The 24,078-nt window shown below is 69.8% G+C and carries 24 protein-coding genes and 2 tRNA genes; 11 read left to right on the forward strand and 15 right to left on the reverse strand.

Features of this window, described 5'->3' with window-relative positions; all coding sequences use genetic code 11:
* Nucleotides 1-4 precede the first annotated feature (4 nt).
* Complete coding sequence (locus tag AB0C35_RS41935; protein ID WP_358468798.1) at nt 5-622, forward strand: alpha-ketoglutarate-dependent dioxygenase AlkB; 618 nt, start codon at nt 5-7, stop codon at nt 620-622.
* 59 nt (nt 623-681) lie between these two features.
* A complete protein-coding gene (locus tag AB0C35_RS41940) occupies nt 682-3,636 on the forward strand; it encodes an AAA family ATPase (RefSeq protein ID WP_358468801.1) in 2,955 nt (984 codons plus the stop codon).
* Here the strand turns inward: AB0C35_RS41940 and AB0C35_RS41945 are convergent.
* On the reverse strand, nt 3,626-4,543 hold the full coding sequence (locus AB0C35_RS41945; protein ID WP_358468804.1) for a LysR family transcriptional regulator: 918 nt from the start codon (nt 4,541-4,543) through the stop codon (nt 3,626-3,628). The two genes, AB0C35_RS41940 and AB0C35_RS41945, sit on opposite strands and share 11 nt — an antisense overlap.
* A gap of 82 nt (nt 4,544-4,625) precedes the next feature.
* Here AB0C35_RS41945 and AB0C35_RS41950 point away from each other — a divergent pair, with 82 nt between their 5' ends.
* From AB0C35_RS41950 to AB0C35_RS41960, 3 genes are read left to right on the forward strand one after another with little or no spacing between them, the layout of a single operon-like run.
* Nucleotides 4,626-5,291 (forward strand): SDR family oxidoreductase, encoded by a 666-nt coding sequence (locus AB0C35_RS41950; RefSeq protein ID WP_358468807.1) that lies wholly within the window; start codon nt 4,626-4,628, stop codon nt 5,289-5,291.
* 14 nt (nt 5,292-5,305) lie between these two features.
* Nucleotides 5,306-6,133 carry an NAD(P)H-binding protein gene (locus AB0C35_RS41955; RefSeq protein WP_358468809.1) on the forward strand — a complete coding sequence of 276 codons (828 nt, stop codon included), beginning with the start codon at nt 5,306-5,308 and terminating at the stop codon, nt 6,131-6,133.
* On the forward strand, nt 6,130-6,822 hold the full coding sequence (locus AB0C35_RS41960) for a maleylpyruvate isomerase family mycothiol-dependent enzyme (RefSeq protein WP_358468812.1): 693 nt from the start codon (nt 6,130-6,132) through the stop codon (nt 6,820-6,822). Before AB0C35_RS41955 ends, AB0C35_RS41960 begins: the two co-directional genes overlap by 4 nt.
* Nucleotide 6,823: 1 nt before the next feature.
* On the opposite strand, the gene AB0C35_RS41965 is transcribed toward AB0C35_RS41960, so the two are convergent.
* The 3 genes from AB0C35_RS41965 to AB0C35_RS41975 all read right to left on the reverse strand — a co-directional run bounded on the left by AB0C35_RS41965 (nt 6,824) and on the right by AB0C35_RS41975 (nt 9,837).
* Nucleotides 6,824-8,233: a carotenoid oxygenase family protein gene (locus tag AB0C35_RS41965; protein ID WP_358468815.1), complete on the reverse strand. Its 1,410-nt coding sequence runs from the start codon at nt 8,231-8,233 to the stop codon at nt 6,824-6,826.
* Nucleotides 8,234-8,489: 256 nt separating this feature from the next.
* Nucleotides 8,490-8,699 carry a DUF397 domain-containing protein gene (locus tag AB0C35_RS41970; protein ID WP_358468818.1) on the reverse strand — a complete coding sequence of 70 codons (210 nt, stop codon included), beginning with the start codon at nt 8,697-8,699 and terminating at the stop codon, nt 8,490-8,492.
* A gap of 265 nt (nt 8,700-8,964) precedes the next feature.
* The gene (locus AB0C35_RS41975) at nt 8,965-9,837 is read right to left on the reverse strand and encodes a helix-turn-helix transcriptional regulator (protein ID WP_358468820.1); all 873 of its coding nucleotides are present in this window, start codon (nt 9,835-9,837) and stop codon (nt 8,965-8,967) included.
* Between the two features lie 847 nt (nt 9,838-10,684).
* Here AB0C35_RS41975 and AB0C35_RS41980 point away from each other — a divergent pair.
* Nucleotides 10,685-12,388, forward strand: coding sequence for a cyclic nucleotide-binding domain-containing protein (locus tag AB0C35_RS41980; protein WP_358468823.1), 1,704 nt, complete (start codon nt 10,685-10,687; stop codon nt 12,386-12,388).
* Nucleotides 12,389-12,535: 147 nt separating this feature from the next.
* On the opposite strand, the gene AB0C35_RS41985 is transcribed toward AB0C35_RS41980, so the two are convergent.
* Nucleotides 12,536-13,864, reverse strand: coding sequence for a HAMP domain-containing sensor histidine kinase (locus AB0C35_RS41985; RefSeq protein ID WP_358468826.1), 1,329 nt, complete (start codon nt 13,862-13,864; stop codon nt 12,536-12,538).
* Between the two features lie 192 nt (nt 13,865-14,056).
* Between AB0C35_RS41985 and AB0C35_RS41990 the strand changes: the two genes are divergently transcribed.
* The gene (locus AB0C35_RS41990) at nt 14,057-14,962 is read left to right on the forward strand and encodes a LysR substrate-binding domain-containing protein (protein ID WP_358468829.1); all 906 of its coding nucleotides are present in this window, start codon (nt 14,057-14,059) and stop codon (nt 14,960-14,962) included.
* Between the two features lie 16 nt (nt 14,963-14,978).
* Here AB0C35_RS41990 and AB0C35_RS41995 read toward each other — a convergent pair whose 3' ends face one another.
* Entirely contained in the window at nt 14,979-15,917 is a 939-nt protein-coding gene (locus tag AB0C35_RS41995) for a glycerophosphodiester phosphodiesterase family protein (RefSeq protein WP_358468832.1), read from the reverse strand.
* 160 nt (nt 15,918-16,077) lie between these two features.
* Nucleotides 16,078-17,718 carry an adenylate/guanylate cyclase domain-containing protein gene (locus tag AB0C35_RS42000; protein WP_358468864.1) on the reverse strand — a complete coding sequence of 547 codons (1,641 nt, stop codon included), beginning with the start codon at nt 17,716-17,718 and terminating at the stop codon, nt 16,078-16,080.
* 202 nt (nt 17,719-17,920) lie between these two features.
* Between AB0C35_RS42000 and AB0C35_RS42005 the strand changes: the two genes are divergently transcribed.
* Nucleotides 17,921-17,998, forward strand: a tRNA-Asp gene (locus AB0C35_RS42005).
* 17 nt (nt 17,999-18,015) lie between these two features.
* Nucleotides 18,016-18,089: transfer RNA gene (locus AB0C35_RS42010), tRNA-Phe, on the forward strand.
* 79 nt (nt 18,090-18,168) lie between these two features.
* Here AB0C35_RS42010 and AB0C35_RS42015 read toward each other — a convergent pair.
* Nucleotides 18,169-18,564, reverse strand: a complete 396-nt coding sequence (locus tag AB0C35_RS42015; RefSeq protein WP_358468835.1) for a hypothetical protein — start codon at nt 18,562-18,564, stop codon at nt 18,169-18,171.
* Between the two features lie 74 nt (nt 18,565-18,638).
* Nucleotides 18,639-18,956 (reverse strand): tyrosine-type recombinase/integrase, encoded by a 318-nt coding sequence (locus tag AB0C35_RS42020; RefSeq protein WP_358468866.1) that lies wholly within the window; start codon nt 18,954-18,956, stop codon nt 18,639-18,641.
* Nucleotides 18,957-19,083: 127 nt separating this feature from the next.
* On the opposite strand from AB0C35_RS42020, the gene AB0C35_RS42025 reads away from it, so the two are divergent.
* On the forward strand, nt 19,084-19,275 hold the full coding sequence (locus tag AB0C35_RS42025) for a hypothetical protein (protein ID WP_358468838.1): 192 nt from the start codon (nt 19,084-19,086) through the stop codon (nt 19,273-19,275).
* Here the strand turns inward: AB0C35_RS42025 and AB0C35_RS42030 are convergent.
* Nucleotides 19,255-19,692, reverse strand: coding sequence for a hypothetical protein (locus AB0C35_RS42030; protein WP_358468841.1), 438 nt, complete (start codon nt 19,690-19,692; stop codon nt 19,255-19,257). The genes AB0C35_RS42025 and AB0C35_RS42030 overlap by 21 nt on opposite strands.
* Nucleotides 19,693-19,944: 252 nt before the next feature.
* Between AB0C35_RS42030 and AB0C35_RS42035 the strand changes: the two genes are divergently transcribed.
* The gene (locus AB0C35_RS42035) at nt 19,945-20,286 is read left to right on the forward strand and encodes a hypothetical protein (RefSeq protein ID WP_358468844.1); all 342 of its coding nucleotides are present in this window, start codon (nt 19,945-19,947) and stop codon (nt 20,284-20,286) included.
* Nucleotides 20,287-21,401: 1,115 nt separating this feature from the next.
* Here the strand turns inward: AB0C35_RS42035 and AB0C35_RS42040 are convergent.
* The 5 genes from AB0C35_RS42040 to AB0C35_RS42060 all read right to left on the reverse strand — a co-directional run.
* Nucleotides 21,402-21,806: a DUF4259 domain-containing protein gene (locus AB0C35_RS42040; protein ID WP_358468846.1), complete on the reverse strand. Its 405-nt coding sequence runs from the start codon at nt 21,804-21,806 to the stop codon at nt 21,402-21,404.
* Nucleotides 21,807-22,478: 672 nt separating this feature from the next.
* A complete protein-coding gene (locus AB0C35_RS42045; RefSeq protein ID WP_358468849.1) occupies nt 22,479-22,724 on the reverse strand; it encodes a tyrosine-type recombinase/integrase in 246 nt (81 codons plus the stop codon).
* A complete protein-coding gene (locus AB0C35_RS42050; RefSeq protein WP_358468852.1) occupies nt 22,699-23,274 on the reverse strand; it encodes a site-specific integrase in 576 nt (191 codons plus the stop codon). Before AB0C35_RS42050 ends, AB0C35_RS42045 begins: the two co-directional genes overlap by 26 nt.
* Before the next feature lie 213 nt (nt 23,275-23,487).
* Nucleotides 23,488-23,682, reverse strand: coding sequence for a hypothetical protein (locus AB0C35_RS42055; RefSeq protein WP_358468855.1), 195 nt, complete (start codon nt 23,680-23,682; stop codon nt 23,488-23,490).
* Nucleotides 23,683-23,806: 124 nt separating this feature from the next.
* Nucleotides 23,807-24,078 (reverse strand): STAS domain-containing protein (locus tag AB0C35_RS42060; RefSeq protein WP_358468858.1); only part of this gene is annotated, 272 nt, incomplete at its 5' end.

Below are 24,078 nucleotides of genomic sequence, written 5' to 3' on the forward strand. Positions count from 1 at the left end.
GGGCATGTTCCAAGGGTCGCTGCTGGACGACACGGACGAGCGCGGTCCGCGTCCGCTGAGTTCCGCGCGGCGGACGCGGCTGGCCCACGGCGCCTGGGTGGACGTCCTGCCCGCCTGGATCCGGGGGGCGGACGCGCTGTTCGAGCGGCTGCACACGTCCGTCCCGTGGCGCGCCGAGCGGCGCCACATGTACGACAAGGTTGTGGACGTGCCGCGTCTGCTGGCGTTCTACGACGAGGGCGAGCCGCTCCCCGATCCCGTCCTGGACGAGGCGAAGGCGGCGCTCGACGCCCATTACGCCGCCGAACTCGGGGAGCCGTTCCGGACGGCGGGTCTCTGCCTCTACCGGGACGGCCGCGACAGCGTGGCGTGGCACGGCGACAGGTTCGGGCGCGGCGCCACGCACGACACGATGGTCGCGATCCTGTCGGTCGGGACGCCGAGGAGCCTGCTGCTGCGTCCCCGCGGCGGCGGCGAGACGGTCCGCCACGAGCTCGGGCACGGCGACCTCATCGTGATGGGCGGGAGCTGCCAGCGCACGTGGGAGCACGCGATCCCGAAGAGCACCCGTGTGGCCGGGCCGCGGATCAGCGTCCAGTTCAGGCCCCGGGGGGTGCGCTGACTACGCCGGACCGGGCCGCCTCATGGCACCATAAACGGTGATTTCATGAGGAGGCCCGTTTGCTTCGTCTGGTGGTGTCACAGACCTCCCCAGGTGCGTATCGGACGATCCTGGACGCGCTGCAGGCGCCGGCTCCGCCGTACGGGCCGCCCGGCCGGCACATCCTGATCGAGCCTGGCCACTACCCCAACACCGGGTTCCGCAGCTCCGGCGACTTCATGCTGACGGCGGTCGGCGGGCCGGGTTCGGTCACGCTGGACGGCGCGACGGACGCGACGATCGAACTCACCGGCAACGTGACGCTGCAGGGCCTCATCGTCCGGAACTGGAGCGAGGAGGGCGCCGCGCTGGACGTGTCCGAGGGCAGCGTCCTGGTGGAGCAGTGCCAGTTCGTGAGCCGCGCCGAGACGGTGGCGGTGCGCGGCTGGGGCGGCGCCCGGCTCGCGCTCAAGAACTGCCGGGTCCAGGACGGCGCCGTCGTCTACGCCGCCGCGTCCGGGATCATGGAGGCCACCGATGTGGCGGGGCCGAACGGCAACGCGGTGGCGTTGCGCAAGGGCAGCGCCGTGACGGTCCGGTCGTGCCGGATCGAGGGCTCCGGCGGCAGCGGCATCTGGGTGACCGAGGGGTCCAAGCCGCTGATCGAGCAGTGCACGATCAAGGACGCGGGGGCCGCCGCGGTGCTGGTGGACGACCGCGCGGACGCGGCGATCCGCAACTCGGCGATGCACGGGTCGCAGCGCTGCTCGCTGGTCGTCCGGGACAACGCGACGGCGGTGGCCGAGGACTGCCTGATCACGGGCGCGGCCATGGAGGCGGTGTGGGTGACCGCCGGCGGGACGCTGACGGGGCGGCGCATCCGGATGGAGTCGCCGCGCCGCAGCGGCGTCGCCGTCGAGGACGGCGCCGGGGTCTTCGAGGACTGCGAGGTCGTCGGCGCGGCCAAGCACGGCGTCGTCGTCGGCGACAAGGGGCGGGCCACGTTCGTGCGCGGGCGGGTGGACGGCGCGCAGGAGATCGGCATCGCCGTCGCCGGGGGCGGCGCCGGGACGGTCGAGGGCACGACCGTCACCGGCAGCGCCCTGTTCGGGGTGAGCGCCGACCCCCGTTCCGAGCTTTCCCTGCGCGGCTGCACGGTCGTGGAGAGCGGCCGGGCGGGCGTGTTCGCGGACGCCTCCGCACGCGTCCACATGGACGGCGTGACCAGCGAGCGGAACGCCGCGCCCGACGTCCTCGACTTCCAGACGGAGGCGGAGGCGGGCGAGACCGCGCAGGTCAAGGAGCCGGTGACGGTCGTGGACGCGGGCGCGGCCGGGGCCCAGGCGGCGCCGGAGGAGCCGGGCGCCCCGACGGCGGACGTCCTGCTGGCCGAACTGGACGCGATGGTCGGCCTCGCCGCGGTGAAACGCGAGATCAGGAAGCTGACGAACCTGCAGAAGGTCGCCGAGCAGCGGCGTCTCGCGGGGCTGCCGCCCGGACCGACGATCGGCCGGCACATGGTGTTCGCGGGGCCGCCGGGGACGGGCAAGACGACCGTCGCCCGCCTCTACGGACGGATCCTCGCGGCGCTCGGCGTCGTCGAGAGCGGCCAGGTCGTCGAGGTGAGCCGGTCCGACCTGGTGTCGGAGAACGTCGGCGGGACGGCGCTGAAGGCGACCGGTGCGTTCGAGCGGGCCAAGGGCGGCGTGCTGTTCATCGACGAGGCGTACACGCTCTCCCGCAAGACCACCGGCACCGACTTCGGGCAGGAGGCCATCGACACGCTCGTCAAGCTCATGGAGGACCACCGCGACGAGGTCGTCGTCATCGCGGCCGGGTACTCGGCGGAGATGCGCGAGTTCCTCGCCGCCAACCCGGGCCTGAAGTCGCGGATCTCCCGGACGGTGGAGTTCGAGAACTACAGCCCCGCCGAGCTGCTGCAGATCACCGAGGCGCAGGCGGAGAAGGACGGCTACCGGCTCGCGGACGGCACGCGCGAGGCGATCCTCGAACATTTCACGTCCGTGAAGCGGGACGCGAGCTTCGGCAACGGGCGGGCGGCGCGGCGCGTGTTCGAGGCGGCGGTGGAGCGGCAGGCGCAGCGGTTCGCCGACCTGGAGGAACTGCCGTCCGGGGAGGAACTGAGCCTCCTGCTCGCCGAGGACCTCGACGTCGAGACGGGCCTCGCGGCGCGGTTCGGGAAGGCCCGCGACTCCGACCAGGTCACGGCGGTCCTCGGCCGGCTCATCGCGATGACGGGGCTCGCCGAGGTCAAGCAGGAGATCAGCGACCTGCTCGACCTGCTGGCGTCGTCGCGGCGCCGCCGGGACGCGGGGCTGGAGGCCGAGCCGTTCACCGGGCACCTGATCTTCGCGGGGCCGCCGGGGACGGGCAAGACGACCGTGGCGCGGCTGTACGGGGAGCTGCTCGCGGCCCTCGGCGTCCTCGCGCAGGGCCAGGTCGTCGAGGCGGCGCGGATGGATCTCGTCGGGCAGTACGTGGGGCACACGGCGCAGAAGACGGCGGAGGTGTTCGAGCGGGCGCGCGGCGGGGTGCTGTTCATCGACGAGGCGTACTCGCTGTCGCGGCCCACCGGGAGCGGTCACGACTTCGGGCAGGAGGCCATCGACACGCTCGTCAAGCTCATGGAGGACCACCGCGACGAGGTCATCGTGATCGCGGCCGGGTACACGTCCGAGATGGACGGGTTCCTGTCCGCGAACCCGGGCCTGGCGTCGCGGTTCGCCCGGACGCTGACGTTCCGCCCCTACGACGTGGACGGCCTGGTGGCGATCTTCCAGGGCAAGGCGGAAGCGGCGGACTACCGCGTCCCGGAGCCGACCCGGGAGGCCCTCACCGCACACCTCGGCGCCGACCGCGACCGGTACAGGGAGGGCAACGGCCGCGAGGTGGACAAGCTTTTCCGGTCCGCCGTCACCGCGCACGCGCGCCGCACCGAGCAGCTCGCGAGCGGCGGCGCGGACCTCACGACGGAGCAGCTCACCACGCTGCTCCCCGAGGACATCACTTCCTGACCGGCGCGGTCTCGCAGGCCGCGCGTCCGTCCGGGAGCAGCGTGCAGAGCAGGTCCCGGATCGCGCTGCGGTGGTCGTCGGCCCGCCACGCCACCGCGAGACGGCTCGGCGACAGGCCGGTGACCGGAACCGCCGCGATGCCCGGACGCCGGTAGATGGCGGCGTTCCCGGACGCCATGAGCACGACGCCGCTGCCGTCCTCGATCGCGGCGAACGTCTCATCGGCGTTCGACACCGTCGCACCCACCCGGACGGGACGTCCCCCACGTTCATCGGTGGCGAGCCAGAAGTCGCGCAAGGGGCCCGCGTCGTCCGGAAGCGCGAGGAACGGCTCGTCCAGGAGTTCCTCGAACGCCACGGTGTCGCGTCCGGCGAGCGGGTGGTCGTCCCTGAACGCGACCCAGCGCGGCTCCTCGGCGACGACCTGCACGTTGAACGTCTCCTGGCGCGGGATCGGCAGCCACACGAACGCCACATCGACGTCACCGTCGGCCAGGCCCGCCGTGGGGTCCTCCCAGTTGACCTGCCGGAACCGGATGCTCCACGTGGGGCGCCGCTCGGTGAACCGCTCCCGCACGTCCGCGAGGAGGCCGCGCCCCACGCTGGTGGACATGCCGACCGTCAGGACGGACGCCTCCCTCGCCGCGGCGTCGCTCACCGCACGCTGCGCCTCGTCCCACGCGCCCAGCATCTCCCGCGCCGCCGGAAGCAGCGCCCGTCCCGCCGCGGTCAGCGACACGGTCCGCCGGTCGCGGTCGAGGAGCCGCACCCGGAGCTGCTCCTCAAGCTGCTTGATCTGCTTGCTGAGCGCCGGCTGCGACACGAACAGCCGCTCCGCCGCCCGGGTGAACGACAGCTCCTCGGCGACCGCGACGAAGTAGCGCAGATCCCGCAGATGTGCGTCCATAACCGAAGGTAATCACGACGGCCATTGGACGCGCACCCGTTCCCTGTTTGATCCTTTTCCTGTCGGCGAGGGAGGGGGCAGCGTGACGATCTCACTGGTCACCGGCGGGAACCGGGGCATCGGCCTCGAAGTGTGCAGGCAGCTCGCCGCACGCGGCCACGACGTGCTGCTCGGCGCCCGCTCACCCGGGGCGGCCGAACGCGCCGCCAAGGAGGCCGGGGCGACGCCGCTCCGCCTGGACGTCACGTCCCCCGCCGACATCGACCGGGCCGCCGCCGAGATCGGGCGCCTCGACGTCCTGGTCAACAACGCCGCGATCACCTACGACACGTGGCAGCGGGCGGCGACCGCCGACCTGTCGGTCGTCCGGGAGGCGGCCGAGACCAACCTGTACGGGCCGTGGCGGCTGACTCAGGCGCTCCTCCCCCTGCTGCGCCGCAGCGCCCACGGGCGGATCGTGAACGTCTCCAGCGAGATCGCCTCCCTGACGAACATGGGCGGCGGCACCCCCGCCTACACCGCGTCCAAGGTCGCCCTCAACGCGCTGACCCGCATGTTCGCCGCCGAACTGCGCGCCGACGGCGTCCTGGTCAACGCCGTCTGCCCCGGCTGGGTCGCCACCGACATGGGCGGCCCCGGCGGACGTCCCGTCGCCGACGGCGCGGCGGGCGTCGTGTGGGCCGCGACCCTTCCCGACGACGGCCCGACCGGCGGGTTCTTCCGCGACGGCCGCGCGCTCCCCTGGTGAAAGGACTACCTGAAATGATCTTGGTCACCGGCTCCACCGGCAACATCGGCTCCGAACTCGTCGGCATCCTGGCCGCGTCCGGCGAACCCGTGCGCGCCCTCGTCCGCAAACCGCCCGCGTCCCCGGTCGCCGGCGTCGAACACGTCGTGGGCGACCTCGACGACCCCGCGTCCCTGGCCCCCGCCCTCGACGGCGTCACCGGCGCCTTCGTCCTTCCCGGCTACAGCGACATGCCGGGCGTCTACGCCGAGGCCCGGCGCGCCGGCGTCCAGCGCATCGTCCAGCTCTCGGGCGCCTCCGCGGGCAGCGGCGACATGACCAACGCCGTCACCCGCTACATGGCCGCCACCGAACGCGCGCTCCACGAATCCGGCCTGCCCTGGACGATCCTGCGCCCGAGCGCCTTCATGTCGAACGCGCTGCGGTGGCTCCCCCGGCTCCGGGCGGGCGACACCCTCCGGCTGCCGTTCGCGAACGTCCGCACCGCCACCGTCGACCCGCACGACGTCGCCGCCGTCGCCGCCACCGCCCTCCTCGACGACGGGCACGAAGGCCGGACCCACTACCCGACCGGCCCCGAATCCCTCCTGCCCGCCGAACAGGTCGCCGTCCTGGCCGACGTCCTCGGCCGCGACCTCCGCTTCGAAGCCCAGCCCGACGACGAGGCCCGAGCCGAGATGACCGCGCAGATGCCCGCCGAATACGTCGACGCCTTCTTCGACTTCTACGTGAACGGCTCCCTGGACGAATCGATCGTCCGTCCCACAGTGCAGGACGTCACCGGCACCCCGCCCCGGACCTTCCGCCAGTGGGCCTCAGCCCACGCCGCCGACTTCGCATGACGCCCGTCGAGCCCCTCACCAGGATCGAGGCGGCGACCGGCGACCTGCTCGCCACCGCCGACCGGCTCACCGACGACGACGTCCGCGCCCCCTCCCTCCTCCCCGGCTGGACACGCGGCCACGTCCTCACCCACCTCGCCCGCAACGCCGACGGCGGCACCCGCCTGCTCACCTGGGCCCGCACGGGCGTCGAGTCCTGCGAGTACTCGAGCATGGAGGCCCGCGCCGCCGAGATCGAAGCCGGCGCACGGCGACCCGCCGCTCTCCTCGCCGCCGACGTCCGGGCGAGCGCCCGCCGCTTCGCCGACGCCTACGCGCTGATGCCCGGCGAGGCGTGGGAACGGACCGTCCAGTGGACGTCGGGCGCCCGCCACCCCGCCGCCCGCGCCGCCGACGCCCGCCTCACCGAGGTCCTCGTCCACCACGTCGACCTGGACGCCGGCTTCGGGCCCGGCGACTGGCCCGCGGACTTCACCGCACGAACCCTGGCCGGCGTCGTGGCGTCGTTCGCGCGCCGCGACGACGCCCCGCGCCTGCGGCTGCACGCCACCGACACGGGCACCGTCCTGGGCGACGGCGACACCATCGTCACCGGCACCGAGGCGTCCCTCCTCGCCTGGCTGATGGGCCGCTCCCCCGGCCACGACCTGACAGGCGCCGCCGGAATCAGCGTCCCCTTCCTCTACTGACTCATGTGCCGGCGGGCGGGGTGGCGATGCGGTCGGTGAAGGAACCGTGGAAGCCCATGGGGATGTGGTGGCGCAGGTGCGCGACGGCGACGGGTTCGGCCTCCACGTCCCGGGCGTCCAGGATGATCAGGCGGGAGCGGTGGGCGTCCGGGTCGTAGGCGAGGGTCATCAGCCATCCGTCGCCCTCCGCGGCGTCGGGCGCGCGCGGCACGAAGACCGGCTCGCCGAAGCCGTGACCCGGGGGCAGCTCGTGGACGGTGCGCCGCCCGGTCGTGTGGTCGTAGGCGTGGATGCCGGTGCTCGCCTCCGTCCGTCCCGCGAAGTAGGTGTAGCGGTGCGGGCGGCCCGCCTGCCGGACGTCGGCGTGCGGCAGCTCCATCGGCAGCGCGCACACCTCCTGCCCCTCGACCTTCCCGGACGGGGTGACGCGGTAGCGCATCAGCGCGTCCCCCCACGGGAAGTCACTGGTGCGGAAGTCGCGGAACCTTGTCGCGACCTGGTCCCAGTCGGCGAAGCGGACGAACTCGATGACGGTGTCGTCGCCGTCCTCGAAGGCGTTGACGAAATGGAACCCGAGCAGCGCCTCGTGCTCGATGACCCGCGCCTTGCCGCCGTCCCGGGGGACGAGGGTGAAGCACGTCGGCCGGTGCGGCTCGTAGGTGAGGCCGTCGGCGATCGACCCGCTCCCCAGCAGGATCGGCGCGGCCTTCGGGATGACCGGGTTGACGACGAAGACGAGATGCCGGCGGGTGAGCGCGAAGTCGTGGTTCCACGGGGTGTACGGGAGTGACACGCGCGGCATGTGGTGCAGCGCCCCGGACGGGTCGACCCGGTAGCAGCGCAGGCTGCGGACCCGCGTGAAGTCCATCCCGAAGTTGAACAGCTCGCCGGTCACGGGGCAGCGGGACGGGTGCGCGGAGAACGCCGACGCCATCTTCAGGCGTCCGCCGAACGAATGCTCGCCGACGGTGTCCAGGCTGTCGGGGTCGAGGCGGAACGGCCGTCCGCCCTCCCAGAGCGCCAGGAGCTGCCCGCCGTGCAGGACCACGCCGGTGTTGGCGACGTTCGCGGGCGGGCGGAACATGTTGCCGAGGCGGCCGCCCGGACGCTGGGTGCCGAGCCCGCGCAGCCCCACCCGCCCCTTGCGCTGCCCGTACCGGTAGTGCCTCGTCCGGACGTACCGGTTGCGGTAGCGGATCCGGCCGTCGCCGGGGAACACGAACATCGACAGCATGCCGTCGCCGTCGAAGATGTGGTCGAGGAGGCTCTCGCCCACCTGCCAGCGCCCCGGGCCGTTCCGGTAGAGCGTCCCGGCCAGGCCGTCCGGCAGCCTGCCGTCGATCTCTCCGACGTCGTAGTCGCGCTCCTCGTCGAGGGCCTCGTAGATCCGATGCCACGCGCCGATGTCCACGGGTGACTCCTCGTCCGGCGGTCGACGGTCCGGTGACGGCAGGCTGTCACACCGGCAACCCGTAGTTCAATGCCTAACGACTACACCCGTCCGCCTGGACGGCCGGAGGCCGGACTCAGCGTGGATTCAGGTTCTATTCAGGTTTCCGAATCCACGCTCCCCATTCGCAGTCTTGTCAAGAGTCGCTAGTCAATGCTTCGGGAGGTCGTCAGTTTCGACAATTTCTGCGATAGGCGCGATAAATGAGGCGCGTGACTCAGCGTCCGTCCAGCCGCCCGTGGTGGATGGCGTCCACCAGCGCATTCCACTGGGCGGAATCGAGCGCGAGGACACCGGTGGAGCGATCTCGCGAGTCACGGACGAGCACCGCCGGGCCCAGGGCGGCCACCTCCACGCAGTCCTCGACGTTGCTCGCGCTGCTCTTGCGCCAGTACAGCGCCGCCTCTTGCATCGACCGGTCCACCATCCAGCAACCCTCCATCCATTGCCGGCGGGTGCCGTCTCGCCGACCGATCGGACAAGAACACCCACCCGGCGAGTACCAAGCAGGGCACGACAAACCACGACCTTGTGGATAATTTCCCGGTCACGAGTGTAAACGGTTCTAGTTACCTCGCCTACAACCGGGCCACAAGATCACGCTGCGTGTTATGAAGGCCACTCGCCTTGTGGGTGCCTGCGGCGGCTGTCACCTCCGGTGGAAGTCGGGTCGTCGAGTTGCGGTCCTGGAGTCAGGCCATGAGGTCCTCGGCCGCCTGCCGCATCAGTGCGATCGATTCATCGGCCGGCAGTGCCTGCTCGCGGAGGATCTCGAACGTGTCGCGGTACTCCGGGATCTTGTCGTCGTCGCCGGAGACCATCACGCTGGCCCCGGGCCGCCCCTCCAGGTAGAGGACGTCGTCGAGGTCGCCGTCGAACTCGAGCAGGCTGAACGGCCCGTCGAGACCGGGGTGCGCGCCCGCGCCGAACGGGATGACCCTGATGGTCAGCAGATCGTCGCGCTCGGAGGCGTCGGCGATGTGGTTGAGCTGGGCGGGCATGATCCCGGGATCGACCAGGATCCCGACATGGCGGCGTATGACCGCCTCGTCGATGATGTAGTGCTGGCGCGGGGGGTTCTGCCGTCTGGCGAGCTCCTCCTGCCTTTGGATCCGCAGCTTGACCGCGAGCCCCCGGGCCCGGTCGGTCGCTTTGCTGGTGGACAGCACATCCGCGTATTCGGGCGTTTGGATGAGCCCGGGGACGAGGGTCCCGTGGAACTGCCGGATGTAGGCCGCGCCCGCGCTGTACGCCACGTAGTTGAGGAAGCCGGGGTCGAACTCCCCGCGGTAGGCGTTCCACCAGGCCGGCTCCCGCGCGCCGCGGGCCAGTGCCTGCAGCCGCTCCTGGCGCTCCTCCGAGGTGACGTCGTAGACCCCGAGCAGGGCCTGCAGGTCGGTGCGGGTGATGGCGTTCTTGCCGCCTTCGACCCTGATGAGCTTCGACGGGGACCATTCGAGCTGCCGCGCCACCTGCTCCTGCGTCAGCTTCTTCGCCTTGCGCAGGCGGACGAGTTCGCTGCGCAGCAAGGCGCTCTGGACGATCGGGCCCTGATCACTGGTCATCTCATTCGCTCACTCTGAGTAGTAGGTGACACCAGCCTGCATGCAATCTGGCAGCGCGCCATGTTGCGCGGTACACCCCGGCATAGCGCTACCTGACCTGGTCACATGAACCCACATCCCCAGGCACAGACCCGTCATATCGCCTAAAACTCGCCCTGAAGCTTCCAGACTGCTGCATGACTGAGAACAATGTTGTAATGTGCTAGGTAGCATATAGCAGACTCCGGCTTGCCACCAGGCGGCCTGCTACATCGGAAATCTGAACGATCTCGACGCAGAGTGAGGGCTCGGACGGGACGCGCGCGTCCCCCGCCCGAGAACTCCCCACCGGCGGACACGGGCCACGGACGCCGCCGGCCAACCAAGGACGGACGCGCCTGACGGGGAGGTCGCCACGAGACACCGATATTTCGGCACTGCCAGAAAAGACAAAAGAGTCGCTCACCGCTTCCCGCCGATCACCGGTTGCGAGCCAAGACGATCGATGGAAAGCGGAGAGCGACTCCCCGGGCCCGCGTGAGAATGAGCTGACCGATCGTCACCGGACCACTCGCGACAAGCAGCGAGATCCGGGGCTGACCTGCCAAAACGTTCCCTGCGGACTCACCCAGTCTAACCGCGACCCCGCGGTGCGGGCTATAGGTGAAAGCGACTTCGGGCCCCCGAACGGCCAATGCCGGGCAATCCCCGGCAACCGGGCGGACGGCATCCGAAGATGCGATTCGAGGCATGGGGTTCTCGATATGTCAAGACAAAAGATGGTGCACTCCCCGACCTTTGACATCCACCCCGCAAACCCATCAAACCCATCAATCACCGTCCGGCCGAGCGTCAGGCGGGTGTGCTGATGGTCGATTACACCCGCCAGCACAACCCGGACCAGGTCCCGTCCGAAATGGGTCCCTACGAGGGTGCCCAGCCTCCGCAGATCCACGACACCCCCGAGGCCGTGTGCCGGGACACCGAGTGCCCGCGCCAGCTCCAGCCCGCCACGCCGCCGCCGCGGCACGGTTTCTGGGATTCGCTCACCGAGATCGAGCGGGCCGCGCTCCTCGCGTCCGCCGAGGAGATCGTCTACCCGGTCGGGACGGTGCTCTGGTTCGAGGGCCAGGCCGCCGACCAGGCCGTCATCATCCGCTCGGGCTCGATCAGGGTCTCCGTGGAACGCGGCGGACACGAGCGGATCATCGCCTTCCGCGGTCCCGGCGACATCGTCGGCGAACGCGCCGCCCTGCTGCTGCGCCGGCGGTCGGCGACCATCGTCGCCATGGACACCGTCCACGGCCTGCGCATGACCACGCAGCAGTTCGTCACGTACCTGAGCGACCACCCCCGCGTGGTCGCCATCATGGAACGCGAGGTGTACGACCGGCTGACCGAGCAGCCGGGCGTCCCGCAGCAGACGCCGCCGTCATACGCCCACACCGCCCACCACGAACCCCAGTCGCCGTACCTGACCGGGACTCAGCCCGGCTACACGATCGCAGCCCACCAGCCCTATGCGCCCGGGCCCCAGCCCAACACGGTGGCAACGCAGCCATACGCGACGGGGATGCAGCCATACGCGACGGAGATGCGACCCCACGCGATCGGGGCGCAGCCCTACGCAGCTGGGACGACACATCCGCACGCGACCGCAGCGCAGCCCTACCGGACCGACGCGCAGCCCTACGCGGTCGGAACCACGCAGCCCTACGCCGTCGGCACGCAGCCCTACGCGGTCGGCACGCAGCCCTACGGGACCGCTGGGCAGGCCTACGCGCCCGGGCCGACACCGTTGACCTACCCGGCGGCTGGCCAGGCCCCGGACCCCGCAGCCGCCGGAGGGGCGGCCTACATGGTGCAGTCGCAGGGCGGCGGGTCCTGGCCGGTCCACCCGGTGGCGGCCACCAGCGCCCCGTCCCATGCACAGGCGACGCAGCCCATGGCCATCTCCCCGCCCGGTCCGGAAGGCCTGTCCTGGGCGGGCCAGAACTGCACGATCGTCTACACCGACATCGCCGGCTTCAGCGCGTCCCACCGCAACGACGCGGACCGGCTCGACATGCGGCGCGCCATGTACGCCGTCCTGCGCGAGGCGTTCGAGGCGTCCCGGGTCCCCTGGGACGCCTGCCACACCGAGGACCGCGGCGACGGCGCGTTGATCGTCGTCCCGCCCGAGGTGCCGACCGCCGCCGTCATCGACCCGATGCTCACCGCCCTCGCCGTACGGCTGCGCCGCCACAACCAGCGGTCGAGCGGCGCCGTCCGCATCCAGCTCAGGGTGGCGGTGGACGTCGGGCCCGTGATGCCCGACCCGCCGGGCGTCACCGGCTGGGCCCTCATCCACACCGCCCGGCTCCTGGACGCGCGTCCCCTCAAAGACCGGCTCGCCGCGACCGGCGCCGACCTCGGCTTCATCGCCTCGCAGTTCGTCTACGAGTCCGTCATCACCCACAGTGCCGGCCACGTGAACCCCGCCGAGTACGAGCCCATCAGCTGCCGGGTGAAGAAGCTCAAGACCGAAGGCTGGATCCATCTGCGCGGCGTGCCCGCCCAGTCGGCCGTCTGACCTGCAGCACCACGCCCGGCCCGTCCCCGCGCGGGCCCGCACACCCCCGCTGACCCCGCGTGCACGCCGCACCGCGGGGTTTTCCGCGTCCCGCCCCTTTCCGCGGTCCGGGTTCCTCTTCCGCGGCCCGGGTTCCTCCTCCGCTGCTCATGCGGGGTTGTTGTTGATCTTTGGGACGGACTGGGGGATGCGCAGGACGAACCGGGCACCCCGGTCGCTGTCCTCGATGGTGAGCGTCCCGCCGTGGAGCCTGGCGATCTCGCGGGCGATGGGGAGGCCGAGGCCGGTTCCGCCGGCGTCGCGTTCCTTGCCGGCCTCAAGGCGGGCGAAGCGCTGGAAGACGAGGTCCCGGTCCTCCTCGGCGACGCCGGCGCCGTCGTCCTGGACTTCGAGGACGGCGGCGTCGTCGTCGCGGCGCACGGTGATGTCGACCCGCGTGTCGGCGTGGCGTTCGGCGTTGTCCATCAGGTTCGTCAGCAGCCGGACGAGTCGGAGCCGGTCACCGCGCACCGTCACGCCTTCCTGGAGGTGCGGGACGATCCGTTTCGTGCGTTCGGACCTCGCGACCTCGATCGTGACGAGGGCGCCGAGGTCGACCGGCTCGGCGCCCTGCCAGGCCGCGGCGTCCAGGCGGGCGAGCTGCAGCAGGTCGATCACGATCGCCTGCAGCCGTTCGAGGCTCTGCAGGACGGCGCGGCCGGTCTGCGGCCAGTCGACCTGGTCCGGGAACAGCAGCGCCTCCTCGATCTGGGCGCGGGCGGCGGTAATGGGGCTGCGCAGGTCGTGGGACGCGTCCGAGGTGAAGGTGCGCTGCCTGCTCAGGGCGCTGTCGAGGCGGTCGAGGGTCGCGTTCACGGCCTCCGCGAGCCATCTGATCTCGTCCTGGTTCTTCGGCACCGTCACGCGGCGGCCCGACTTGCTCGCGGTGATCTCCGACAGTTCGGCGCGGATCGCGTCCACCCGGGCGAGGGTGCGGTCGACCGTCCCCCACGCCCGCAGGCAGACCAGCAGCGTGACCAGGAGGGACGTGCTGATCAGGAACAGGAGGAGACCGGGGCTGACATACCAGGGGGTGACGGGGGTGGCCGCGTAGACGATCCAGTCTCCGCCCTGCCTGTAGACGCGGATCCCGATCACCCACATGCAGCGGTCGAGCCCCGGGGGCGGGCAGAGGACCCGCGCCGAGTAGATGTTCCTCTCCGCCGGGCGGAAGTGGGCGATCGGCGGGCCGTTCAGCACCTTCTCCGTGCCGGCGATCACCTTGCGCCGGTCGTTCAGGAGTTGAAGGACGACGTCTTCGGGCGCGGTGATGCGGCCTCGCACGCTTCGCCGGTCGACCTCGTAGGCGAGGCGCAGCGCAGACGACGCCGCCTCGTTCCGTTCGAAGTCCTCCGCGCGGCCACGGACCCCGACGACGATCGACGTGTTCAGGATCGCGCAGATGAGCGCGGCGACCGTCCCGGCAATCACGGTCATCCGCACCCGTATGGACCATGTGCGCCGTCCGTTCACCCGACCTCCCGCAGGTGAGGTAATCACCGCCCAGACCGGAATCAGTCCTCTGAGCAGCCGCGACGCACCCAAGAGACGACAAAGAAATCGTTGTCCGCCCTCGGGCGACGGCAGAAGCCCCAGCGCTGGCAGAGCCCGCTGTTAGCATCACCGGTTATGGAGCTGCGCCAGCTTGAGTACTTCGTGGCGGTGACGGAAGAGGCCGGCTTCACCAGGGCGGCGGCGCGGCTGCACGTCGCCCAGCCGGGCGTGAGCGCCCAGATCCGGCAGCTGGAACGGGAACTGGGGCAGCCGCTGCTCGACCGGTCCGGACGGACGGTCCGGCTGACCGAGGTCGGCGCGGCCGTCCTCCCCTACGCGCGTGCGGCGCTCGCGGCGGTCGAGGGCGCGCGGCGGTCTGTGGACGAGCTGACGGGGCTGCTCCGCGGGCACGTAACGATCGGCACGATCGACTGGATCCAGTCCCTGGACCTGCCCGGCATGTTGTCCGGTTTCCACCGGGACCACCCGAACGTGGAGATCACGGTCATCCAGGACGACGCCGCGTCGCTGGCCGACGCGCTGCGGGACGGACGGGTCGATCTCGCGTTCCTCAGCCTCGGCGGCGAATCACCCGAAGGCATCGCGACCCGCGTCATCATCGAGCAGCGCCTCTTCGCCGCCGTGGGCCGCGGCCATCCGCTGGCGCGGCGGTCCACGATCCCGCTGCGGGCCCTCGCCGACGAGGACCTCGTCAGCCTTCCGAAGGGCACCGGGCTGCGGGCCGTCCTGGACGAGGCGTGCACGGACGCCGGCCTCAGCCCGCGCATCGCGTTCGAGGCCGGCGAACCGCCCGTCCTGGCGCAACTCGCCGCGCACGGTCTCGGCGTCGCCGTCCTGCCCGAGTCCGCCGCCAGGGACCTGCCCGGCGGCCTGCACGCGGTGCCGATCGTCCGGCCCCGGCTGACCGGGCGGATCGCGCTCGCCTGGCGAACCGAGGGCCCGCGCAGCCCGGCGGCCCGCGCCGTGATCAGCCGGGCCCGCGAGCACCTCCCCGCACCCCCGGACCAGCCGGCCCCATGATCACGGCGATCTCAGCTCAGGCCGCCGCCGAGCCTGGGGCGGACTCCCGGAGGACGCGGCGGAGCACGTCCGGCCTGTTGGTGATGATCCCGTCCACGCCGAGTTGGACGGCCTTCCTCATCTGCCCGCGGTCGTTCACCGTCCAGGTGAACACGTCCATGCGGGCCGCGTGCACCTTCTTGACGTAGGACGCGGTCAGGTCGCCGTACGCGGGGTTGATCTGATCGGCGTAGGACGCCAGCTTGCGCAGGTCCTTGACCTTCGGCTTACCGAGCAGCCCCGTCGGCACCCGGGGCATCACCGAGTGGAAGCGGCGCACGGACCTCCGGTCGAACGACTGGACGGCCAGGCGGCGCTCGCTCGGATCGTGCCGCAGCCAGGACGGCGAGCGCTTCAGCGAGGCGGCGATGCGCTTCTCGATGCCCGGGTACAGCGCCGGGCTCTTGATCTCCAGCAGCAGCCCGAGGCCCTGCCCGCGCATGGCCTTGAGCATCTGGTCCAGCGTCGGAACACGCTCACGCTTGTACTTCTTCGCGAACCAGGAACCCGCGTCCAACCTCTTGATCTCGGCGAGGGTGAAGTCGGAGACCCTCCAGGGCGCCCGCTTCGGATACACCTTCTCGACGTTCGTCGTCCGGGTGAGCGTGGTGTCGTGCATCAGGACCAGCTTGTGGTCCTTGGATTCCTGGACGTCGATCTCGAACACGTCCGCACGCTGCGCCTTGGCGAGCCTGACGGCGGCGAGCGTGTTCTCCGGCGCATAAGCGGACGCCCCGCGGTGCGCGACATTCGTGACCCCGCCGCCCGGCGCGGCGTTCAGACGCGGGCGCGGCTCCGGCGCGTCCGGCTGCCGCGCCGGGACCGGACCGGGATCCGCTACGGCGGACGCGGCGGGGACGGCGATCGCCGTCGACGCCGCGACGGCGATGAACGCGATACGAGTACCTCGATGCATGGTCACCTTCCGGGAGCTGAGGCGTGTCCGCCCCAACCCTCGGGCCGTCCGATGACACCAGAGTTACAAGTCGGTAGCAGACCGTGTACGGCCGCTGACGATACGCATTGGGCCCGGCGGACACACCGGCGGACACGGTCCTTTGATCAGAACAGAGGGACTATTCGCCGTCGTCCTGCTTGGCGTCCTTGGCCGCCTTCGACAGGATCAGCGCGCCGAGCAGCAGTTTCCGGCTCCGCCGCAGCGGACGCGGGATGCGGACACGCCGCACGGGCGGCGTTCTCACCGTCACCCGCTCACCGGACAGTGCCGGCACGGCCGGCCGAGGCGTGCCCAGCCGGGTCGGGCGGCTCCGGCCCCGCAACGTCACCGACCTGCCGAGGTCCCACTCGTCCGACTCGGCGAGGTGCGCGAGCTCCAGGACGACCGCCGACGCCAGCACCCGCCCCGCCGTCGTCTTCGCCATGTCGCTGAGCCGGGCCGCCTCGTTCACCGGATCACCGATCACCGTGTACTCGAACCGCTGCTCCGCCCCGATGTACCCGGCCACCACGGGACCCGCCGACACGCCGATCCCCGCGTCCAGCATCGGAACCTCGACCCGGAGCCGCACCGCCAGCTCCCGCGCGGCCCCGAGCGCCGCGCCGGCCGAATCCTCCACCTGCGTCGGCGCCCCGAAGATCGCGAGCGCCGCGTCCCCCTCGAACTTGTTGATCCATCCCCCGTGCCCGGCCACCACCGTCACCACCACGCCGAAGAACCTGTTGAGCAGCCCGACCACCTCGTCCGGGCTCCGCGTGTCGGCCAGCCGCGTCGAACCGGTGAGGTCGACGAACAGAACCGCCACCTCCCGGGTCTCCCCGCCGAGCGTGATGTCGCCGCGCTCCAGCGCCAGGTCGGCGACCTCCTCACCCACATGACGTCCGAAGAGATCACGCAGCCGCTCATGCTCACGGAGCCCCGCGACCATGTGGTTGAACCCGGCCTGCAACTGCCCGACCTCACTGGCGTCGTACACGGCGACCTCGGCACCGAGATCCCCCCGCTCGACCCGCGCCATCCCCTTCCGAACCGCCTTGATCGGATCAGCGATCGCCCGGGTCGCCATATAGGTGACATAAACCCCCGCCAGCAGCGCGACCCCGCCAAGCCCCAAGATCGTGATCGCCAGCTGCGCGACATTGATGTCCGGCGCGGCCAACGCGGCGACGGCGACACAGATCAGCCCGAACACCGGAATCGCCGTCCCCAGCGCCCACGCGAGCATCACCCGCGTCGTCACCCCCGGCAACCGGAACCGGCGCGGCCGCTCCGCCGCCAGCACCAGCGCCGCCGCGGGCCGCAGCAGCCGCTCCGACAGCAGATAGACGATCGTGCACGTCGTCGCCGCACCCAGCAGGCACGTCAGCCCCGTCTTCACGGCCAGCCGCCCGGTGAACAGCACAAGATCGAGAACAGCCCACCCCAGCGCCCCGACAACCCACAACCCACCGACGAGCAGCGTCAACCGAAGCGGCCCGAGCAGCACGGCCCGCCTCTGCTGCCGATCGGCACTGCCCCCGTCCCGGACCAGCGAGACGACAGGCCGCCACAGCCACAACCCCGAGACCAACGCCACAGGCACCGCGACCACGGGATAACTGAAGAACGCCACCGCGTTCACCTGGTGGGCATAGTCACGATCGTCCAACGGCGGATCAGGCACCACGAACGTCGCGAACAACAGCACGACCAGGGCACCGACCAGATTCGCGGACCCCACCACCACAAGCAGGACCCACCGCACCCGGATCTCGAGCATGCTGGTCACGTGCGCCTCCGGAGGGAAGGAACCGCCACGACGGATCATCCCACGCCCGCCCCCGACGCACATACCGCCCCGATGACCCCCACGGATATCGAGTTGGCGACCACCTCGGCCATCGCGTATGCTCTCGGACGTCGCCAAGCGCGGGGCAACCCGCCAAGACATCCCTCCGAAGCCACTAAGCTCGGAACAGCAAGGTCCTGTGGAGCAGCTAGGAGTGCTCGCCACCCTGTCAAGGTGGAGGCCGCGGGTTCAAATCCCGTCAGGACCGCCAGGCGCACCAAGCGTCCTGGGCAGGTAGCTCAGTCGGTACGAGCGTCCGCCTGAAAAGCGGAAGGTCGGCGGTTCGACCCCGCCCCTGCCCACCCCATACGACCAGCAAAAACGCCCTGGAGCCACACGGCCCGGGGCGTTTTCGACGACAACGCTGACGACAACACCGCCTCACACCGGCTCCCAGCGGCCCAACCGACGACCACGCGCAGCGAAGTCGTGGTACTCGTCCCCAAGGACTCCCTCATTTACCCAGCGCCCTGGGTCAGCGCCGAGTTCCCGCTCAGCAAGAGTGATCGCTTCCTCAGCGGATTCCGTCTCCCCCACGGTCTCGGCGCCGTCCCCATACTCGTCCTCATAGAAGGCTCCAAACTCGTCGACAGGGAGGCCCGCCACTTCTTCGACGACGTGCACCCGGACCACGAAACCCCGGTGACGGTTCGCCGGCCAGATGCAGGCGTAGCGGATTCCTCGCCGCCCCTCCTCTTCAAAGCCGCTGAGAAGCTGCTCAATGCCCTTCCCACGCCGAAGGGCACCAGCAGCGAACGACCTCAGCAAGTAGCGCATGGCGCCACCATACGGACCCTCAGAGACAGCAATGAGGCCCGGACAACAAGTCCGAGCCTCACATGCTGACGCGCCTAACCGAGGGCATCTCCCAGCTTGCGGAGGGCCGCGCGCTTCTCGTCGAGGGCCGCGTGTGCGTAGATCGTCATGGTCACCTCGATGTCGCTGTGTCCGACGATCTCTCGCACGATGTGCGGCGGAACGCCGAGGTCCAGGAGCAGCGAGACGCAGGTGTGGCGCATGTCGTGCAGTCGCATCGAGCCGAGTCCGGCAGCGGCACGGATACGGCCCCAGCTACGGCGAAGGTTGTCCGGCTCCATGGGAGTGCCAAGGCGGGACGGAGTACCGATGCCTGATGAACGCCGCCTACGGCAACATCGACTGCGGCGTATCGATCATCCTCGCCGCCCCGTTCATCACCGAACTGGGCAACCCGAGTTGGCTCCCCCGCCTCACCCACCGATGCCAAGCCAAAGGTGTGGACGTCACCTCCATCTGGGTCCACAGCACATCGACACCATGCACGAGTACATCGAACAACGCGACGCCCCACGCAACGGTTGGAAACTCGCCAACTGGGACGCCTACGCCAGCACCGTCAACACCGACGACCCACCCGACGCAGCACACATCACCATCGACAACCGCCTAGGCGCAGCCGTCAGCCTCGCCGACCAAACCCGCCGAACCCTAACCAAGCTTCTTGTGTGATCGCGATTCGGCATGTCCCCCCTCGATGAGGCGCCGCATCCGTTCGGTGACATCGAGCAGTACGGCCAACAGCTCTTCCTGAGCCGCGTGGCGCTGCGGGGACAGCTGCTCATGCCTAGCTGTGCGCTCTTCAGCAGCCGGGAGGGCGTTCGCCGCCTCCAGGGCTTCGGGGAAGCCATGAGCGCGGTAGCGGTCCCAGGCAGCTTCGACCTCATCGCAGCACTCGGCGTACTCGATACCGAACGTCAGGAACTCATCAGGACCGAACTGGCTCTTACCGACCTCCACCATCCACTGGTTCACCCGAGCATCAGCAGCGACCAACAGACCAAGCGCCTCACGGACCCGCAGGCCAACCCATCCGTCCTGGAGTGCCCCCACGGCCGCGACGACGATCGCCGATTGACGCTCAGACACAGTCGCCCCTCATCCGCCGACACAGGCACCAGCAGCCTAGCCAGGGCAACCAGAACCCCGGATGAGAACTTTCTCTACGTCTTCAAGGGCGCCGCTACGCGGCCGCCGGCGGCCGCCCGCCCCGGCGCGCCGGGCATGCGGCCTCTCCGGTCCGGTCCCGCCGCGCCGGTTCGCCCGTCCGCCGACAAGGAGAGCACCCAGGAAGCATGAGAAGTCACCCACTCCCGAGTACGCGCGACGAAAGGCCGACACATGACGAGCCCGAGCTTCACACCGCAGCCCTACCCGCTCTTCGCCGCAACGTTCGACGTGGCGGACAACCTTGCCCGGTTTGTGCCAACCATTGTGCCTGTACACCTTGTGCTCGGTTGGACTCACCAGGACGGCCAGCTTCGCCCTGTCCTCGACGGCTCCCCCGAGCTGACTATCTGGACGGGGGCGATCAACTACAGCGAGACTCGGGAGCAAGCAGAGACCATGGTCAAGGCGATAGAGAAAGCGGCCCGCGGTGAGATCCGCCGCCACGAGATCTCACAACTCTTGCGCAAGCTGACTGGCGCGAAGGACGAGGAGGACACCAGCAAGGCCGGTTGAGCGAGCTCGAACAAGGGGGCTGACGCCGCCCCCCTGGACCCCCGCGAGCCGGGACACTCGTTCGCGCGAAACGGTCTGTCACGTATTGCGCGCCGTTCGCGCGAACGAGCACCCCGGAGCGTCGTGCGTCTGTGCATGTGGGTGCCGGGAGTCTGGGCGATCGTGGAGTGGAGGCGGCCGGCTTGGTGCAGGTCAGCGGGTAGGTAGACTTAAGTGACTAGTAGGACGATGAGCAATGCGCCCACGGCACACGCTGCGCCGATCGCGGTCGCGATTTTCGGATCCCGGTAGGCCGCAATGGCGACCACGATTAGAACGAACACAATCAGCACTACGTTCGTGCTGACCGGCGCGTTGTCGGGTGGCTGCGTGCCACACAAGATTGAGCGCAGGTCCATAACAGGTTTTAGCCTCCAGCAGGGGACTCGGTACGGGACGACTATGGTTCGCTACAACCAAAGGGACCTTCGCCGTAAGGCGAGCCGGCCCCGCAGCCGCCACCTGGACGAGGCTTGCGCATGATGTACCCTAAGCACAAGCGAGTCTCAGCGATGGTGACCATAAGACTTCATGACGCTCTGCCTGAGAACGGTGAACGCTGGACAGCTCGTGCGGGACTCGTCTGCGCGCTTGCGGAAGCGTATGGTCGTCGCTGACTCGGTCTCTAGCAGGGGACTCGGGTTTAGACGGCCCTTGGTGCGCTACCGCCAAGGGCCGTCGCTTCGCCCGGCGACGTCTGAACCGCTGGGGCGCCAGCAGGTCCGCGGCGGGCGATTAAGCAGGGTGATCAAGGGGCAACAGCGGTCACTTGTGGACAGGCGGATCAACAGATTGGGCCCAGTGACAGGCGTGATCGGTTTGTTTTCAAGCTGACAGCGCGGGTTCGCCTCGTGAACCGTCGGCCGATCCTGTCGTCGTCGCCCGGACTCGTCCATGCTGATGGGAGCGGCGAAGAAGGGTGCTAACGCGGGTGCTAACGGCGGGTCTGGACGGACTTGAACGAAGGTGGAATCGAGGGGCGGTCCGGAGGGCTCCCTAGCAGGTCAGCGGACAGATCTGGACGAGTGTGGACCTGGTTTGTGAGACTCGTAATGAATCGCTCCGCTGCCGCATATTTAGCCGTCTTTAGTCAAGGCCGCTCTCAGTTTGGCGATCTCGTCATGCCAAGGATGGTCGTCAGCAGTCTCGGCCCAGAGCTCCTTGACCTCCGAGTCCGGGGCGACGACGCGATCGAGTACGTCAGCGGCGAGGGCGACAAGATCGTGTGGAAGCGGCGGGATGGGCTCTTCAGGCCCATAGACGCTGTCGGTGGGCGCTCCGCCTGGTTGCTGAGCGGCAACCAAAGCGGCCGCAGCAATACCAGGGTCAGCGGCCCTGCTCGTGGTCTGGCCATGCCCCGCGACCGCGGACAAAGCTTGGCGGATGACGTCAGCGCGCTGATCGGCTTCGGTCTCGTCGAGGTCGTCCGCAAAGTCGGCAGCGTGATCATTGTCGAAGGGGCCAGGTCCCCAGGTGCCCAACTTCGTCCGCCTTCGCTTCACTTGGTGTGCTCCGGCATCCTCACATGGGTGTCACTGCTGACGCGCCGCTTCCGGTGCTCGCTTCGCTGCGCTCCGGGTCGGCTTGTCCTCGGGATCGGTCGGATGCCGTCGTGGGTGGGGCCCGGTGGTTGCCCGATCGGCGAGGGGTGGGCGTCCTGGTGGTGGGCGGGAAGTACAGCAGGGAAGTACCGCAACGGAGGCTTACGGCTGCTGGCAGCGGCTACCGGGCGCACACGGGGTGAGCTGCGGCGCGAGAGTCGATCTTGGGTGGCCGGTTTCTTGTAAACAGATGTTTGGTTCAAGTCCCTCGTCGGCTCCCACCTCGGAGGCCCCGCCGCACCCGGAGAGGGCGCGCCCAGAGACATCACGCCGGGCCAGTACGAGCGTCACGTCCGGCGGCTGAAGCCCGAGGCCGGGGGGCCGACCGGTGACGGCAACCCTGACGGCAACGACGGCACACGGCGACCACCACGGGCGTACGTCGGGCACCTTCTGACCTTGGTGGACAGGGTGGCCGCAGGGTGGTTGCTACTTCTGAAAGCGGAAGGTCGGCGGTTCGACCCCGCCCCTGCCCACCCTCCTGAACAGCCAAAAGGCCCGGAACCATCATCGGTTCCGGGCCTTTTGACAGCAGTAGTGACAGCAACGGCCTCAGCCGAGCGCATCCCCCAGCTTCCGAAGCGCCGCCCGCTTCTCGTCGACGGCCGCGTGAGCGTAGATCGTCATGGTCACCTCGATGTCGCTGTGGCCGACGATGTCCCGGACGATGTGCGGTGGAACGCCGAGGTCGAGCAGCAGCGAGACGCAGGTGTGGCGCATGTCGTGAAAGCGCACCTCGTCCAGTCCGGCCGCCGCGCGGATCCGGCCCCAGCTACGGCGGAGGTTGTCCGGCTCCATGGGCGTACCGAGGCGGGACGGGAAGACGGAGCCCGTGATACTGCCAGTCCGGCCAGGCGTCGGCTCTCTCGGCGTCCTGCTTCACCTTGTGCTCGCACAGAGCGGTGATGCACGGGTCCGGGAGCGGAACGGTGCGCTTGGAGTCCGCCGTCTTGGGCGGGACGAACCGCAGCGCTCCCCCGACCCGCTGAAACGTCTGGACTACTTCTAGCGTGGCCGACTCGACGCACCGCTGGCACGGGTCGCCGTCGAGGGTGCCGCCCTCCCCGCCGCAAGCCCGGCAGCCGACGAGCCGGACGTCCTCCCACCGCAGCCCGAGCAGTTCCCCGCGCCGCAGGCCGAGGCAGAGCGCCAGGACGTACAAGGCGTAGAGCCGCTCATCCTGGGCCGCCTTGAGGACGTCGCGCACCTGGTCGACCGTGAGCCCGCGATTCACCCCGTACTTGGGCGTTGAGACCGTGACGAGCTTGGCCACGTTGCGCGGGATGACCTCCTCACGCACAGCCGTTTGGAGCGCGTTGCGCACGACCGCGTGAACGAACTGGACCATGCGCGGCGATAGCCGGGACTGGCAGCACTCGCCGCCCTTGAGCGAGCAGCAGCGCGGCACCTCACGGATGGCGTCCCCGCCGTTGCGGCAGCACTGGCACGCCTCACGGATACGGGTGAAGGGATTGACAGTCCGTCGTCATGAGGTGCGAGCTCTTGGAGCAACGGGAGTCCGATTGTGGTCGAGCACTTCCATGGCTCCAGGTCTTCTTGATTACGGGATCTCGACGTCATCCCCGGTGACGAGCCGGCCCTGGGCGTCGTACACGGTCGCGTGGGCTGCTTCCAGAGCGGAACGGGACGCGATGAAGTGATGACGGCAGAACGGCAGCTCCGTCGGCCTGCCCTTGGGCGGGGCAGGATGGCCGATCAGGTCGTTGCCGCCGTCGCGGCGGTCGTCGGTGAGCACACGACGGGCTCCTTGCAGATGCTGGCCGTCATCGGAGATTCTGGAACGCGGCTTCCACGGTCCGGTGGAAGGTCGGATAGGTGTAGAGATTCGGCGACCCGGCCCCAGGCCCACGACTACCACATCAGCTTGATCGGTCATGCCGTTCTGCTCCTTCTCGCCGGAGTCCCGTCTCGCGCGCGAGCATGAGCAGGTTGGGAATCTGGCTCCACCCCACCAGATCCATGAGCTTGACCAGATGGGGCGCGACCGAGCGCAGTACCAGCCGCCGGTCCTGAATTTGCAGCCGGCACGCGGCGGCGGCCAGGGCACGGAGTCCGCCGACGTCGATGAAGCTCAGCTTCTCCACGTCGATCCACACGTCACCGGATCCGTGTTCGAGCATGCCCGACAGCG

The organism is Spirillospora sp. NPDC048819 (assembly GCF_040650055.1).
Lineage (GTDB): Bacteria > Actinomycetota > Actinomycetes > Streptosporangiales > Streptosporangiaceae > Spirillospora.

Bases quoted from the DNA above. Each gene is read 5' to 3' on its own strand.
- AB0C35_RS41935 (WP_358468798.1), top strand. From the start codon at position 5: ATGTTCCAAGGGTCGCTGCTGGACGACACGGACGAGCGCGGTCCGCGT.
- AB0C35_RS41945 (WP_358468804.1), bottom strand. From the start codon at position 4,543: ATGGACGCACATCTGCGGGATCTGCGCTACTTCGTCGCGGTCGCCGAG.
- AB0C35_RS41955 (WP_358468809.1), top strand. From the start codon at position 5,306: ATGATCTTGGTCACCGGCTCCACCGGCAACATCGGCTCCGAACTCGTC.
- AB0C35_RS41960 (WP_358468812.1), top strand. From the start codon at position 6,130: ATGACGCCCGTCGAGCCCCTCACCAGGATCGAGGCGGCGACCGGCGAC.
- AB0C35_RS41970 (WP_358468818.1), bottom strand. From the start codon at position 8,699: ATGGTGGACCGGTCGATGCAAGAGGCGGCGCTGTACTGGCGCAAGAGC.
- AB0C35_RS41975 (WP_358468820.1), bottom strand. From the start codon at position 9,837: ATGACCAGTGATCAGGGCCCGATCGTCCAGAGCGCCTTGCTGCGCAGC.
- AB0C35_RS41980 (WP_358468823.1), top strand. From the start codon at position 10,685: ATGGTCGATTACACCCGCCAGCACAACCCGGACCAGGTCCCGTCCGAA.
- AB0C35_RS41985 (WP_358468826.1), bottom strand. From the start codon at position 13,864: ATGACCGTGATTGCCGGGACGGTCGCCGCGCTCATCTGCGCGATCCTG.
- AB0C35_RS41990 (WP_358468829.1), top strand. From the start codon at position 14,057: ATGGAGCTGCGCCAGCTTGAGTACTTCGTGGCGGTGACGGAAGAGGCC.
- AB0C35_RS41995 (WP_358468832.1), bottom strand. From the start codon at position 15,917: ATGCATCGAGGTACTCGTATCGCGTTCATCGCCGTCGCGGCGTCGACG.
- AB0C35_RS42000 (WP_358468864.1), bottom strand. From the start codon at position 17,718: ATGCTCGAGATCCGGGTGCGGTGGGTCCTGCTTGTGGTGGTGGGGTCC.
- AB0C35_RS42015 (WP_358468835.1), bottom strand. From the start codon at position 18,564: ATGCGCTACTTGCTGAGGTCGTTCGCTGCTGGTGCCCTTCGGCGTGGG.
- AB0C35_RS42025 (WP_358468838.1), top strand. From the start codon at position 19,084: ATGCACGAGTACATCGAACAACGCGACGCCCCACGCAACGGTTGGAAA.
- AB0C35_RS42035 (WP_358468844.1), top strand. From the start codon at position 19,945: ATGACGAGCCCGAGCTTCACACCGCAGCCCTACCCGCTCTTCGCCGCA.
- AB0C35_RS42045 (WP_358468849.1), bottom strand. From the start codon at position 22,724: ATGGAGCCGGACAACCTCCGCCGTAGCTGGGGCCGGATCCGCGCGGCG.
- AB0C35_RS42050 (WP_358468852.1), bottom strand. From the start codon at position 23,274: ATGGTCCAGTTCGTTCACGCGGTCGTGCGCAACGCGCTCCAAACGGCT.